Origin of the sequence: Gordonia sp. NPDC127522, assembly GCF_042672305.1 — a bacterium.
Lineage (GTDB): Bacteria > Actinomycetota > Actinomycetes > Mycobacteriales > Mycobacteriaceae > Gordonia > Gordonia hongkongensis.
The window spans coordinates 490008-505112 of record NZ_JBHXVK010000003.1 but is presented as its reverse complement, the minus strand read 5'-3'; the positions used below and the strand labels follow the sequence as shown (position 1 = coordinate 505112).

11 protein-coding genes are annotated in these 15105 nt (G+C 68.7%); 8 read left to right on the top strand and 3 right to left on the bottom strand.

Annotated elements, in window-relative coordinates; genetic code table 11:
* Positions 1-98: 98 nt before the first annotated feature.
* Positions 99-710 (bottom strand): DUF6676 family protein, encoded by a 612-nt coding sequence (locus ACFVHY_RS09855; RefSeq protein ID WP_390271350.1) that lies wholly within the window; start codon positions 708-710, stop codon positions 99-101.
* 382 nt (positions 711-1092) lie between these two features.
* Between ACFVHY_RS09855 and ACFVHY_RS09850 the strand changes: the two genes are divergently transcribed.
* Both ACFVHY_RS09850 and ACFVHY_RS09845 read left to right on the top strand, forming a co-directional pair.
* Entirely contained in the window at positions 1093-3894 is a 2802-nt protein-coding gene (locus ACFVHY_RS09850; protein WP_058250389.1) for an aconitate hydratase, read from the top strand.
* A gap of 15 nt (positions 3895-3909) precedes the next feature.
* Complete coding sequence (locus ACFVHY_RS09845; protein ID WP_058250388.1) at positions 3910-4476, top strand: TetR/AcrR family transcriptional regulator; 567 nt, start codon at positions 3910-3912, stop codon at positions 4474-4476.
* Between the two features lie 2 nt (positions 4477-4478).
* On the opposite strand, the gene ACFVHY_RS09840 is transcribed toward ACFVHY_RS09845, so the two are convergent.
* Entirely contained in the window at positions 4479-5342 is an 864-nt protein-coding gene (locus tag ACFVHY_RS09840; protein ID WP_390271347.1) for a hypothetical protein, read from the bottom strand.
* Between the two features lie 195 nt (positions 5343-5537).
* On the opposite strand from ACFVHY_RS09840, the gene ACFVHY_RS09835 reads away from it, so the two are divergent.
* From ACFVHY_RS09835 to ACFVHY_RS09810, 6 genes are all read left to right on the top strand, one after another.
* A complete protein-coding gene (locus tag ACFVHY_RS09835) occupies positions 5538-7103 on the top strand; it encodes a GMC oxidoreductase (protein WP_390271518.1) in 1566 nt (521 codons plus the stop codon).
* 113 nt (positions 7104-7216) lie between these two features.
* A complete protein-coding gene (locus ACFVHY_RS09830; protein ID WP_390271345.1) occupies positions 7217-8779 on the top strand; it encodes an AMP-binding protein in 1563 nt (520 codons plus the stop codon).
* A 218-nt stretch (positions 8780-8997) separates the two neighbouring features.
* Complete coding sequence (locus ACFVHY_RS09825) at positions 8998-10683, top strand: thiamine pyrophosphate-binding protein (protein WP_390271343.1); 1686 nt, start codon at positions 8998-9000, stop codon at positions 10681-10683.
* Complete coding sequence (locus tag ACFVHY_RS09820) at positions 10680-11345, top strand: SRPBCC family protein (protein WP_390271340.1); 666 nt, start codon at positions 10680-10682, stop codon at positions 11343-11345. Before ACFVHY_RS09825 ends, ACFVHY_RS09820 begins: the two co-directional genes overlap by 4 nt.
* Positions 11342-12370, top strand: coding sequence for a 3-oxoacyl-ACP synthase III family protein (locus ACFVHY_RS09815; protein ID WP_390271338.1), 1029 nt, complete (start codon positions 11342-11344; stop codon positions 12368-12370). The genes ACFVHY_RS09820 and ACFVHY_RS09815 overlap by 4 nt, the downstream gene beginning before the upstream one ends.
* The gene (locus tag ACFVHY_RS09810) at positions 12367-13428 is read left to right on the top strand and encodes a pyridoxal phosphate-dependent aminotransferase (RefSeq protein WP_390271336.1); all 1062 of its coding nucleotides are present in this window, start codon (positions 12367-12369) and stop codon (positions 13426-13428) included. Before ACFVHY_RS09815 ends, ACFVHY_RS09810 begins: the two co-directional genes overlap by 4 nt.
* Here the strand turns inward: ACFVHY_RS09810 and ACFVHY_RS09805 are convergent.
* Positions 13412-15040, bottom strand: a complete 1629-nt coding sequence (locus ACFVHY_RS09805; RefSeq protein WP_065632168.1) for an ABC-F family ATP-binding cassette domain-containing protein — start codon at positions 15038-15040, stop codon at positions 13412-13414. The two genes, ACFVHY_RS09810 and ACFVHY_RS09805, sit on opposite strands and share 17 nt — an antisense overlap.
* Between the last annotated feature and the right edge of the window lie 65 nt (positions 15041-15105).

Here is a 15105-nt window from a genome sequence, read left to right as displayed (position 1 = left end):
ACACGCCGAGAAGGGTCCCCGCCGCGCGAGAACAAGGTGCCAGGAGCCGGGCCCACCCGCCGCATCGCCGGCCGGCCGAGTCGGCCCTGGCCTGCGTACTACCGGCCGGAAGCGGTCGGTTCGCGACGTGATGCCGACGAGTCATCCGACTCCGCGGCAGTGGCCTGCACGGGTCCCAGTGGACCGACGGCCAGGTTCTTGCGGGTGCGGACCTGCCGCAGCCGGGCGAGCACGGCTCCGCCCGCGACGACCAGGATCAGCAGGAGGCCCACGATCGTCCAGTCCACGTTGGGACCGGTCATCGTGTCGATCATCTGTCGCGCCGCACCCGCGGGGTCGGTGAGGGTCAGGCCGTCGGTGGCCTGTTCCTGCACCACCCGGCTGAACTCCGGCGACGAGCTGCCGACCGAGTTGGGGCCGAGCACGATGACGGTGCCGCCGACCTGTTCCTGCAACTGGTTCGCGACGTCACGGTAGAGAGTGAACCGGGGCTGGACCTGGTCGATGACCACGAAGCTGACGTCATGACCCTTCGACTGGGCGTATTCGACGACCTCGAGCATGCCGGGCAACTGTTCGGGCGTCGCCCCCGCCACGCCGTCGTCGGCGATGTCCCGCGACAGCTCACCCATGTCGACCCCGACGAGTCCGGTGAGTTCGTTGTTCTCCGCGGGAGCTGCCAGCACCAGCGTCGTCGCCTGCGGACCCATCCGCCACCCCTACCTCTCGAGATCACCCGGGGTTGCGTGCACGTTGACGGGCGGTATCGCGCCGGCGTCGAGTGTCTCCTCGCCGAACCCCGCCCTGCACCGTACGACACAATGGACTCGTCTGGGTATTCCGGTGTCGGCAGGTCCGATCCGGCGTGTCCCGGCCCGAGCTTGGTAACAGTACGCTCGTACTGTTAGACTGGACGACGTTGTCGCGGGTGGCCCTCGCGGACATCCGATGGTGCCGGCGCAGCCCGCCGGTGCAGAACGTCAGCCGGTGCGGCACGACTGCGCCGGATCGACCAGCCCCGCCCGACCGCAAGTGGATCATCGAGTAATCGCCGGCGCAGCCCGCCGGCACACGAGGAGAGTGGATTTAGACGTGAGTATCAATTCCTTCGGCGCCCGCGGCACGCTGGACGTCGGTGACAACAGCTACGAGATCTACCGTCTGAACGCCGTCGAGGGCACCGCCAAGCTCCCCTACGCTCTGAAGGTCCTCGCCGAGAACCTCCTGCGCACCGAGGACGGCGCGAACATCACCAAGGAGCACATCGAGGCCCTGGCGAACTGGGACCCGAACGCCGAACCGAGCGTCGAGATCCAGTTCACGCCTGCCCGCGTGATCATGCAGGACTTCACCGGCGTGCCCTGCATCGTCGACCTCACGACCATGCGCGACGCCGTCAAGGAACTCGGCGGCGACCCGGACAAGGTCAACCCGCTCGCACCGGCCGAGATGGTCATCGACCACTCCGTCATCATCGAGGCCTTCGGCAATGCCCAGGCGTTCGAGCGCAACGTCGAGATCGAGTACCAGCGCAACGAGGAGCGCTACAAGTTCCTCCGCTGGGGTCAGGGTGCCTTCGACGACTTCCGCGTCGTGCCGCCGGGCACCGGCATCGTGCACCAGGTCAACATCGAGCACCTCGCGCGCTCGGTGATGGTCCGTGACGGCGTCGCCTACCCCGACACCTGCATCGGCACCGACTCGCACACCACGATGGAGAACGGCCTCGGCGTCCTGGGCTGGGGCGTCGGCGGCATCGAGGCCGAGGCCGCGATGCTCGGTCAACCGGTCTCCATGCTCATCCCCCGCGTCGTCGGCTTCAAGCTCACCGGCGCGACCAAGCCGGGCGTCACCGCGACCGACGTGGTCCTCACCATCACCGAGATGCTGCGCAAGCACGGCGTGGTCGGCAAGTTCGTCGAGTTCTACGGCAACGGTGTCGGCGAGGTCCCGCTCGCCAACCGCGCCACCATCGGCAACATGAGCCCCGAGTTTGGCTCGACCTGCGCGATGTTCCCGATCGACGGCGAGACCGTCAACTACCTCCGACTCACCGGGCGCAGCGAGGAGACGCTCGCGCTCGTCGAGGCCTATGCCAAGGAACAGGGCATGTGGCTGGAGAAGGACGCCGAGGAGGCCGTGTACTCGGAGTACCTCGAGCTCGACCTGGCCGACGTCGTCCCGTCGATCGCTGGCCCGAAGCGTCCGCAGGACCGCATCGAGCTGTGGGACGCGAAGAACGCGTTCCGCAAGGACATCCACAACTACGTCGAGAACGGCAACTCCGCTCCGCAGACCAAGCTGGACGAGGCGGTCGAGGAAACCTTCCCGGCGTCCGACCCCGCGACCCTGTCCTTCGCCGACGACGACGCCGAGCCGCTGCACTCGGCCGCCAACGGCGCCGAGGGTCGGCCGACCAATCCGGTCCGGGTGGATTCCGAGGAACGAGGATCGATGATCCTCGACCACGGGATCGTGACGATCGCTTCGATCACCAGCTGCACCAACACCTCCAACCCGTCGGTCATGCTCGGCGCGGCACTCCTGGCCAAGAAGGCCGTGGAGAAGGGCCTGTCGTCCAAGCCGTGGGTCAAGACGTCGATGGCACCGGGCTCGCAGGTCGTCACCGGCTACTACGACAAGTCCGGTCTCTGGCCGTACCTGGAGAAGCTCGGCTTCTACCTCGTCGGCTACGGCTGCACCACGTGCATCGGCAATTCCGGCCCGCTGCCGGAGGAGATCTCGAAGGCGATCAACGACAACGACCTCACCGCCACCGCGGTGCTGTCGGGCAACCGCAACTTCGAGGGTCGCATCAACCCCGACGTGAAGATGAACTACCTCGCGTCGCCGCCGCTGGTCATCGCCTATGCCCTGGCCGGCACGATGGACTTCGACTTCGAGACCGACGCGCTGGGCAAGGACACCGACGGCAACGACGTGTTCCTCAAGGACATCTGGCCGACCAACGAGGAGATCGAGGCGACCATCGCCTCGTCGATCTCGCCGGAGCAGTACGCCTCGGACTACGCCGACGTCTTCAAGGGTGACGAGCGCTGGCAGAACCTGCCGACCCCGTCGGGCAAGACCTTCGAGTGGGACGACGAGTCCACATACGTGCGCAAGCCTCCGTACTTCGAGGGCATGCAGCGTGAGCCGTCGCCCGTCTCCGACATCAAGGGCGCACGCGTGCTCGCGAAGCTCGGCGACTCGGTGACCACCGACCACATCTCCCCCGCGTCGACGATCAAGCCCGGCACCCCCGCCGCGCAGTACCTCGATGCCAACGGGGTGGCCCGCAAGGACTACAACTCGCTGGGCGCCCGCCGCGGCAATCACGAGGTGATGATCCGGTCGACCTTCGGCAACATTCGCCTGCAGAACCAGCTGCTCGACGGTGTGACCGGCGGTTACACCCGCGACTTCACCCAGGAGGGTGCACCGCAGTCGTTCATCTACGACGCCGCGCAGAACTACGCCGAGCAGAACATCCCGCTCGTCGTGCTCGGCGGCAAGGAGTACGGCACCGGATCGTCGCGTGACTGGGCGGCCAAGGGCACCAGCCTCCTCGGCGTGAAGGCCGTCATCACCGAGAGCTTCGAGCGCATCCACCGCTCGAACCTCATCGGCATGGGCGTCATCCCGCTGCAGTTCCCCGAGGGCGAGTCGCACAAGTCGCTGGGCCTCGACGGCACCGAGACCTACGACATCGCGGGCATCGAGGAGCTCAACAACGGGACGACGCCGTCGACCGTGCACGTCACCGCCACCAAGGAAGACGGCTCGACGGTGGAGTTCGATGCCAAGGTCCGCATCGACACCCCGGGTGAGGCCGACTACTACCGCAACGGAGGCATCCTGCAGTACGTGCTGCGCAACATGATCAAGAGCTGACAGGAGGCACTCGACGTGCCCAAGGTCAGCGATGACCGGCTTGCCGCGCGTCGTCGGGAGATTCTCGACGGCGCGCGGCATTGCTTCGCGGAGTACGGATACGACGGCGCGACCGTCAAACGGATCGAAGAGTCCACCGGCTTGTCCCGGGGTGCGATCTTCCACCATTACCGGGACAAAGAGGCGCTGTTCCTCGCGCTCGCGCGGGAAGATGCCGAGCGCATGGCCGACGTGGCGGCCGAGCAGGGCCTGGTGCAGGTCATGCGCGACATGCTCACGCGGCCCCAGGATTTCGACTGGCTCGGCACGCGCTTGGAGATCGCGCGGAAACTACGGACGGACAACGGATTCCGCGCGGAGTGGGTGTCCTACGCGGCCGAGGTCGAGCAGGCGACACTCAGCCGGCTGGAGCGGGGTCGGCAGGCGGGGCGCCTGCGCGACGACGTCCCGACCGACGTTCTGCTCAACTACCTCGACCTCGTGCTCGACGGCCTGATCACGCGGTTGGCCACCGGCCAGCCCACCGACGATCTGCACGCGGTGCTCGACCTCGTCGAGGAGTCTGTGCGCGCGCACGACTGACCTCAGTCCGGGGCCAGCAGGGACACGACCTCGTCGATCGAACGGTTCGCCGACAACCGGTAGGCCCGCACCGCCTCATCGCCGGTCAGCTGGACGACGGGATCGCCTCTCGTCGTCCAGCGTGGCGATCCGGCCACCCCTGACCCCATCGGCCGCAGCTCCGGCACCGGCAAACGGGGGTCGTTCGGGACCGGCGTGAGTCCCTGCACCTGTCGCATACGCAGTCCGACGGCCGCGACCAGCCAGCACTCGGCGACGCCGACGGGTCGGATCGACGACAGGACCTGATTCGCCCCGTCGAAGGTCATGGTCATGGTGTCGGCGCGCTGTACCCGCCACATCGAGCCGACCAGGTCGAACCGTGCCATCCGGTCGTTGTGCAGATCGAACTCCACACCGAAGCCGCGCAGCGCCGCGGTGCACTGGACGGTCAGATACCTTGTCGCCGAACCGCGTTCGCGACGACGCTCGTCCTCCTCGCGTCGCCGATCACCGATCGGGCGGTACTCGCGTTCGAGGGCGCCCCGGTCCGCCGCGGCCCCCTCGGCGAGGCGCCGATGCAGCCACGCCGGGTCGATCTGCAGGAAGTACCGGTAATGAATCCGGCACGGTACGTCGTCCGCGGTCACCGGTCCGTCCCCGACGAGCATCTGCACACCGTGGTCGGCCGACCAGACGGCGGCGACCCGGCCGTCGACGTCGGCCACCCAGGACCGGCCCCGAGAACGGATTTCGGGCGCCGCCGCGGCGAGAACGACACTCAGCGCCGTACCCGGCTCCACCAGGAGTGAATGTGCGTGGGAAGCGACGTCATCCCCCATCGCCACGCTGTCGCGGTCCACCTCGATCTGCAGCGCAGCCGTCACACCCCGGAGCCTAACGTCCCGCGGCGCCGGCCGACTCGCCGACCGCGCACCGCGGTTGCCGGGCCGGATCAAGCCGGCCGTGATCCATCCCACATAGTTGCTGCCGCTAAGGAGTTCCTAACCTTACTTAGCTCACGCTAAGGTTCCCGGGTGAAACTCGACAAACCCGGTCCCGCCGTCTCTCGCCGGACCCTCATGCGCTCCGCGGCCGGCGTCGGCGCCCTCGCCGCGCTCGGCGCGACCGTCACCCCGGCGCAGGCGGCACCGGGGCAGACCGCGATCGTCATCGGCACCGGCTTCGGCGGCGCGGTGGCGGCACGTCGCCTCGGCGAGGCCGGATACACGACAACGGTTTTCGAGCGCGGGCGCCGGTGGCCGATCCGGCCGGACGGCAACACCTTCGCCACGACGACCACCCCGGACAAGCGCGCCGCGTGGTTCGGCAGCCCCGCCGGCGCGAGCGCAGCGAGCGGCATCCCGGTCGAGCCGTACCCCGGCGTGCTCGACCACGTGATGGGCAACGGCGTCGAGGCCGTGTACGGCGCAGGCGTCGGCGGTGGGTCGCTCGTGTTCGGCTCCTTCACGCCCGTCCCCCGCCGACAGGACTTCGAGCACATCTTCCCGGCGGCCGCCGACTACGCGCAGCTCGCCCAGACCTACTTCCCGCGCGCGAAGGCCGGGCTCGGCGTCTCGCCGCTGCCCGCGGACATCCTCGCGCATCCCAAGTACGTCGGAGCACGGTCCTGGCTGAAGGTGATCCAGCGCTACGGCGCGTCACCGCACTTCTTCGACTTCGCCATCGACTGGGACATCGTCCGCGACGAACTGGCCGGCCGGGCCACCCCGTCGGTGACCGCGGGCGAACTGAGCTATGGCGTCAACAGCGGCGCCAAGAAGTCTCTCGATCGCAGCTACCTCCTCGCCGCCGAACGGACCGGCAACGTCACCGTCAAGCCGATGCACGAGGTCTTCGACATCCGGCCTCGCTCGCGCCGCGCCGGATTCGTCGTCACCGCACGGGTTCTCGACGAGCAGGGCCGCACGGTACGCACCGTGACCACCGAGGCCGATCACCTCTTCATGGCCGCGGGCTCCTTCCACACCACCCGGTTGCTCGTCGAGGCGCGCGCGCAGGGGCGCCTGCCGCGACTGTCACCGCGCATCGGTGACGGCTTCGGCGTGAACGGCGACTTCCTCACCATCCGGGCGAACCCCCGCGAGGATTTCGGCGCCGTCCAAGGCGGACCGGGTTACGCACGGATCTACGAGGACAACCTGCCCGGCGGACCGGTCTCGATGGTCTATCAGGCCACCCCGCTGCCGGCACCGCTCGGCAAGGCAGCGACCACCCACCTCGTTCAGGCCCACACCGACGAGCGCGGCACGATCGACTACGACCATCGCACCCGGCGGGCGCAGCTGAACTACCCCCACCCCGCCGACCGCAACGACCTCGACCGCCGCAGCAACGCCTTCATCAGACGTTTCCACGAGCGCACCGAGGGCCGTTTCGGCTTCGCCGCCAACGGAACCCACGTGTCGTCTCGCGCGCTCGGATTCGGTTCCGCGAGTACCTATCACGGGCTCGGCGGCGTCGTCATGGGTGCCGCGGCCGACTCTGACGGCGGCATCCGGGGCTACGACAACCTGTGGGTCGTCGACGGTTCCTTCGTCCCCGGGGCAGTCGGCCTGGTGAATCCCGCGCTGACGATCACCGCGCTCGCGGAGCGAACCATGGACAGGTTTCTCGCGACGCACTGAGGAACTGCGAAATCGGACACGACGCTAGGGTACTGTGACTCGCAACACCCCGAACGAGCGTTAGATACGTTCGTTCGGGGTGGCCATCCCCTTCGTCACGAGGAGCGTCACTCTTGTTTCCTGGAGTCTTCGCGAAATCCACCCCCGACAAGCCGGCCGTCATCCGGGCCGCCACCGGCGAGGTACTGACCTACCGACAACTGGACGAGAACTCGACCCGGCTCGCCAACTACCTCGACTCCCTCGGACTCCGGCGCGGCGACAACATCGCCGTGGTCTCCGCCAACGACTTCCACGTCTTCGAGGTGTACTGGGCGGCCCTGCGCAGCGGTCTGTACGTGACCGCGGTCAACCACCACCTCACCGCGGCGGAGACCAACTACATTCTCTCCGACTGCAACGCGCAGGTCCTGTTCGCCGGCGCCTCGGTCGTCGAGGCCGTGTCGGCCGCCGGCGAGATCGAGGCCCTCGCCGGCCCGGGTCGCCGCATCGTGTGGGGTGGCGATCTCGACGGCTTCGAGAGTTACGACAAGGTCCTGGCCAATGCGTCGGCAGAGCCCCGCACCGACCAGCCGCGCGGCACCGACATGCTCTACTCCTCCGGGACCACCGGCCGTCCGAAGGGCATCAAGACACCGATGCCCGAAGGGCAGGTCGACGAGGTGCCCGACGCCTACACCGCGATCTTCGCGCCCATGTACGGCTACGACGACTCCGCGGTCTACCTGTCCCCCGCACCGCTGTATCACGCAGCGCCGCTGCGCTATTGCGGGATGACCAACTCGGTCGGCGGGACCGTGGTCATGATGGACCGGTTCGATCCCGAAGCGGCCCTCGCCGCCATCGAGAAGTATCGCGTGACCCACAGCCAGTGGGTGCCCACCATGTTCATCCGGATGCTCAAGCTGCCCGCCGACGTCCGCTCGAAGTACGACGTCGGCAGCATGAAGATCGCCGTCCACGCGGCCGCGCCCTGCCCCGTCGAGGTGAAGCGGGCGATGATCGAGTGGTGGGGCCCGGTCATCCACGAGTACTACGCATCGACCGAGGCCGCCGGCGCGACGTTCATCGGCCCGCAGGAGGCGCTCGATCATCCCGGCTCGGTGGGCAAGCCGCTGCTCGGCGTGGTCCACATCTGCGACGAGGACGGCAAGGAACTCCCGATCGGTGAGGTCGGCCAGGTCTTCTTCGAACGCGAGGACGTGGCGTTCCAGTACCACAACGACCCGGACAAGACCCGCAAGGCCCAGCACCCCGAACACGAGAACTGGTCCACCACAGGGGATGTCGGGTACGTCGACGACGAGGGATATCTGTATCTGACCGACCGCAAGGCGTTCATGATCATCTCCGGCGGCGTCAACATCTACCCGCAGGAGGCCGAGAACGTCCTCATCAATCACCCGGCGGTGTTCGACGTCGCGGTGATCGGTGTCCCCGACCCCGACCTCGGCGAGGTCGCGAAGGCCTGCGTGCAGCTGGCCGACGGCCACGAACCCACCGATCGGCTCGCCGAGCAGCTGATCGCGTTCACCACCGAGAACATCGCGGCCTACAAGGCGCCCCGGTCGGTCGACTTCGTCGACGACCTGCCGCGCACGCCCACCGGGAAGCTCGTGAAAGGCGATCTGCGCAAGCGGTATTGGCCGGAGACACCAAGCCCGTCAGCTGGCTGAGCCGCCCGACCGCTGGTTGAGCCGGCGCCGAGCGGAGCAAGGAGCCGAGTCGAAGCCACCTGGTGACCCGACCGCTCGTCCAGACCACAGCCCTCTGACGCCGGACATTAGCTTACGCTAAGCTAACTCGAACTGAGTTGTCCGTTGGGTCGGACTCCGGCCAATCGACCGGTGCCGCACGACGTTCGGGGCTGGGAGTGCAGGGTTTGGACACACGTGTGGGGGACGCAACCTCACCGGTCGGCCACCGAACGGTGGCCGACCTCCTCGTCGCGCGACTCGTCGACGCCGGGGTGCGGACCGTCTTCGGCGTTCACGGCGCCAACATCGAAGACGTCTTCGATGCGGCGGTGCGGCACCCGCTGCTCACCCCGGTCGTCGCGAAACACGAGTTCGGTGCCGGCGCGATGGCCGATGGGCACGCACGGCTCACCGCCGAGCCGACCGCGGTCCTGACGACGTCGGGTGGCGGTGCGCTGAACGTCATTCCGGCGCTGGGCGAGGCCTATGACAGCCGCGTACCCGTGCTCGCCGTGATCGGTTTGGCGCCGACCGCCGCGGTGGGGCGCGGTGGCTTCCAGGACATGCTCGACCCGCCGGACACCGTGGACCTGCGTGCCGTGGTGTCCGGCGTCGTCGGATTCTGCGGGTTCGTCGACGAGCCGGCTCGTCTCGATCAGGTCCTCGACGAGGCGTTCGCCACCCTCGCACGAGGTCTGCCGGCCGCGGTGATCCTGCCCAAAGACGTGCAGTCCTCACCCGGGTACGCCACACCGTCGCGTTCGGGCCCACCGACCGAACTCCGGTCGGTGCCCCCGGCGGTCGTCGACGAACTCGCCGACCGACTCGTCGGGGTGGCGCGCGACGGCGGGTCGGTGTGCATCTGGGCGGGCGAGGAGGCATCCCGGCTCGGATTGCACGGTGCCGTACAGGATCTCGCGGAGCTTCTCGGCGCCGGGGTCGTGGTCTCACCGGGCGGTCGCGACATCGGGCGCGGGTCCTGCTCCGGCGTCACCGGGGTGATGGGGCACCCGTCGGCCCATCGGGCCGTGCGGGAATCACAGCTGATCCTGGTGATCGGCTGCCGCATGTCGATGACCGATCGCGCCGGCCTCGACGACGCCCTCGCGGCGATCCCGGTCGCGCATCTCGGCAGCGCGCCGCCGCGCACCCCGGCCGACGTCGAGCACATCGGGACGGCACGTCTCACCGAGACCATCGGTGCGCTCCAGCGGTCGCTCGCCGACCGGCTCCCCGAACGCCGCCCACCCCGGGTCCACCCGCTCGACCACCTGTCCGTCGCACCCTCGGCTCACGCCCTCGGGATGCGCGACGTGCTTGTCACCATCGGCGCCGCCCTGCCCGCGGGGTGCGCGGTGTTCGCCGACGCCGGGAACACCGGCGCGGCGGCGATCCACCATCTCCCGTTCGGCGACGGGCGGTTCGTCGTCGCATTGGGCATGGGCGGGATGGGATGGGGCATCGCGGCGGGGATCGGGTCCGCGATCGCCGCGCGGGACATCCGTCCGGGCGGTCGGGTCGTCGTCATCGCCGGTGACGGCTCGTTCCTCATGCACGGCATGGAGATCCACACCGCGATCGAACACGATGCGCCGATCACCCTCATCGTGCTCAACAACGACGCACACGGCATGTGCGTCACGCGGGAGGCACGATTCTTCCCCGGCGCGCCGAGCGTCAACCGGTTCCGCCACACCGACATCGCGGGTGGGCTGGCCGCCATGTTCGCCGGCCTTCCGGTGCGCACCGCCGGCGATCTCCTCACCCTGCGCTCGGCATGCGACGAACTGTTCTCGCACACCGGACCGAATTGCCTCGTCGTGGATGTGGATCCCGACGAGGAACCCCCGTTCGCCCCACTGATCTCGAGAGGTACCCCATGACCACGCACTCCTCCGCGCTGTCCGATCTCGGGGACACCGCGGCCACGCTCGACGGCGTGGTCCGGGTGGAGACCCACCCCCGTTCCGCCAACACGGCACTCGTCGTCGACAAGGTCCGCTCGGTGTATCCCCATCACCAGGTGTTCGGCGACTTCTGCCCCGTGCAGGGCTACGTCGACGCACCGCCGCGCGAACTGTACGAATGGCTGGCCGACACGCGCTCGCTCGAGGAATGGACCTACAGCACACGAGGTTTCGAGCCGACCGGGGAACCGGACCTGTGGGTCGGATACGACCGCCTGAACGAGGACACCAAGATCTACGTCCGGACCGTGGCGAACGCCGACGCGATGACCGTCGACTACCACTGTGCCTGGGATCAGGGAAAACACCTCTGGATGATCTACCTGATGCGCGTCGTCGACGCGCAACTCGTTCTCGACCGTCCGGGTTCGGTGGTCCTGTGGAACAACTGCCACCACCCGTTCTACGACGAGAACCCCTTTCCCGATACCGCCCCGGCCGGCCGGGAGGAGTGGGTTGGCGACCTGTGGGACATGTTCGGTGCCGGACATCAGATCGAACTCGACAACCTCACCGCCATCGCCGAACACCGCCATCGCCACGGACTTCCGCTGACCCCCGAATGGATGCGCTCATGACCGCCGACGCCCCCGCCGTCTCGCTCGCCGACCTCGCCACCTACCGCCCGGCCGCCCGGGTGCCGGCGGAGTTCTTCGCGCAGTACGCCGAGGACGACGAACTCGCCGGCAACGTCATGTTCCGGGCTCCGTCCTTCCGCCACCACGCGGCCGACGGTGAGACGTCGGCGGACATGATCGTCGCCGCCGCACGGCGTCTCGTCGAGCGCCACGGCGACGGATATCTCGACGACGTGGACGTCGTGCTCACCCACAGCCAGCTGCCGGAGGTCCCGGTCCGCGGGTGTGTCGGCGAGGTCGCACACCGCCTCGGCCTCGCCCCGCGAACCGTGCTCGACGTGCACAACGGCGGCTGTGCGGCCTTCGTCCACCTCATCGAGATCGCCGGTGCGCTTCTGCGCGCGAACGGAGGCCGCAAGGCCCTGATCGCGCTGGCGCAGAACAGCGCCGGACAGATCTTCACCCAGGAGCAGGTACGGGTGAAGGCGCAGGCCGCGATACCCGGTGACGGCGCGGCCGTGGCGATCCTGGCCCTCGGCGACGCGGGTAACCCGGTGCTGGGGACCGAATGCCGGTCCTTCGGCCAGTTCTCGGCGGACATGACCGCCGTCGCACAGCCGGAACGCAAGTACTGGGAGGCGGGCCCGGGTCAGATCCATGTCGGCTTCACCGAGGCCAAGATCGCGAAAGTACTCGCCCGCGGGAACCGGATGGTCCCGGAAGTGGCTGCAACGCTTGCACATCGAATCGGGGTACGTCCGTCCGACCTGGACCTGCTCGTCACCAACCAGCCCAACCGGATCTTCCTGCGCAACTGGCGCGAGGCCCTCGAACTGCCCGAGTCGCGACACCCGGACACGTTCGACGACTGCGGGAACCTGTTCGCGGTCGGGATTCCGATGACTCTGGACGCGGCGATCGACGACGGGCGCGTGCGTCCCGGTGACATCGTGATGATGTCGGCGTTCGCCCATGCCGGCGACTTCGCCGCTGCCGGAGCGATCCGGTGGAGTGGGCGTTCGTGACGGTTCTGCTGCCGGCTCCGGCAACCGAGCGCGCCACGGACCTCGCCGGCGTGCGCACCGACGTCGTCGTGCGATGCGACCGGAACGAGTCCGCCTATCCCCCGTTGCCCGCGGTCGTGTCCGCGCTGCGCGACACGGCAGCATCGGCCCACCGCTACCCGTCGTTTCGTCCCGACGGTCTGCGCGCGACGATCGCCGAGCACACCGGTGTCGAGGCAGCGCACATCAGCGTCGGCGCCGGGGCGACGGCCGTACTCTCCGCGATCCTGCAGGACTCGGCTGCACGGGCCCGGGCCAGGGGTCGTACCGGACCGCGGATCGTCACCCCCGCACCGACATTCGAGGGTTTCGCGCTGCTCGCCGAGATGATCGGGCTCGGGATCGACACGACCCCGCTGTTCGACGACGGGCGTCCCGATGTCGGTGCGCTCGCCGCGGCCGCGGGTCCGGACACCGCGGCCGTCATCGTCTGCAGCCCGCACAACCCGACCGGATCGGTCCTCTCCGACGCGGAGATTCGTGAACTGCTCACGGCTGTCGACCCGGCGATCCCGGTGATCCTCGACCAGGCGTACGTCGAGTACTGCCGGAACGCACCCGATGTCCGGACGCTGGTCGACGAGTACCCCAACCTGATCGCGGTGCGAAGCCTCTCCAAGGCCCACGGTCTCGCGGGACTGCGGGTCGGATATGCGATCGGGTCGGCGACGTCCGTCTGCGGTGCCCGCCGTCACGAGGTCCCCTTCTCGATCACCGCGGCCGCCGAACACGCTGCGCCAGTGGCACTTGCCGCGTCCGACGAGCTGGCCGGACGGGTCACGGCGATGCGCCGCGAACGCGATCGAATCGCCGACGCGCTGCGCGACTCGGGCCACCCGGCGCTGCCGAGCGAGGCGAATTTCGTGTTCGTGCCGGGCCCCGACGGCATCGAGTTCGGGCGGCGACTGCGGGACGCGGGGGTCGTCGGCCGGGAGTTCGCCGGACACGGTCACCGGCTGACGGTGCCCGACCGCGCCGGGACCGATCGGCTCATCGAGGCGATCAGGCGAGCTCGATGAGCTCCTGATACTCCTCGCTCCAGTGGTCCTCGGTGCCGTCGGGCAACAGGATCACGCGCTGCGGATCGAGCGCGGCGGCGGCGCCCGGATCGTGCGTCACCAGGACGACGGCCCCGGTGTAGCTGCGCAGGGCGTCGAGGACCTGTTCGCGCGAGATCGGGTCGAGGTTGTTGGTCGGCTCGTCGAGGAGCAACACGTTCGCCGCCGAGGACACCAGCCCGGCCAGCGTGAGCCGGGTCTTCTCACCGCCGGACAGCGTGCCGGCCGGCTGATCGAGCTGGGCGCCGCTGAACATGAACGCGCCCAACAGGCCTCGGAGGTCCTGCTCGCCCGCGTCGGGTGCCGCGTGCCGGATGTTCTCCCACACCGACGCCCGGTCGTCGAGGGTGTCGTGTTCCTGCGCGAAGTAGCCGATCTTCAGACCGAATCCCGGCTCGATCGACCCTGTGTCCGGCTTCTCCACTCCGGCAAGCATTCTCAGCAGCGTCGTCTTGCCCGCGCCGTTGAGGCCGAGGACGACTACGCGACTGCCCTTGTCGATCGCGAGGTCCACCCCGGTGAAGATCTCCAGCGAGCCGTAGCTCTTCGAGAGTCCGGACGTCATCAACGGTGTCTTGCCGCATGCGGCCGGTTCGGGGAACCGGATCCGCGCGGTGCGGTCGGCCACCCGCTCCTCGTCGAGGGCGTCGATCATCCGCTCCGCGCGCTTGAGCATGTTCTGCGCGGCGGTCGCCTTGGTCGCCTTGGCACCGAGCTTCGCGGCCTGCGCGCGCAGGGCGGACGCCTTCTTCTCGGCGTTGGCTCGTTCGCGACGACGGCGCTGCTCGTCGGTCGCCCGGGCATCGAGGTACCGCTTCCAGCTCATGTTGTAGATGTCGGCCTCACCGCGCACCGCGTCGAGGAACCACACCCGGTTCACCACGTCGGCCAGCAGGTCGACGTCGTGACTGATCACGACGAGACCCCCCTCGTGGTTCTGCAGGAAGCTGCGGAGCCAGGCGATCGAGTCGGCGTCGAGGTGGTTGGTCGGTTCGTCGAGCAGGAGGGTGGTGTCGGATTTCCCCGAACCGTCGGACGCCGCGAACAGGATGCGTGCGAGCTCGATCCGTCGGCGCTGACCGCCGGACAGTGTCCGTAGGGGCTGCTCGAGAACCCGATCGGGCAGACCCAGGCTGTTGCAGATCCGCGCGGCCTCGGATTCGGCGACGTATCCGCCGAGGGCGGCGAAGCGCTCTTCGAGGCGTCCGTACCGCGCCACGGCCTTGTCCCGCAGCTTGTCGTCGGCGGCCTCGGCCATCTGCGCCTGCTGCTTCTCCATGTCGCGCAGGATCTCGTCGAGACCGCGCGCGGAGAGCACCCGGTCCTTGGCCAGGACGTCGAGGTCGCCCTCTTTGGGGTCCTGCGGGAGGTAACCGAGTTCACCGGACCGGCGGATCGATCCCGCGTAGGGTTCGGTCTCGCCGGCCAGGATGCGCAGCGTGGTGGTCTTGCCGGCACCGTTGCGGCCCACGAGGCCGATCCGGTCGCCGGGCTGGATGCGTAAGGCGTCGCCGGGCGCCGCCAACAGGGTCCGAGCGCCCGCTCGTACCTCCAGGTCGGTCGCGGTGATCACGACGGTCGATTCTACCGGTGCCGCGCCACTGCTTTTCCCACGTGCGGACCCCGGCGCCGTGCGGC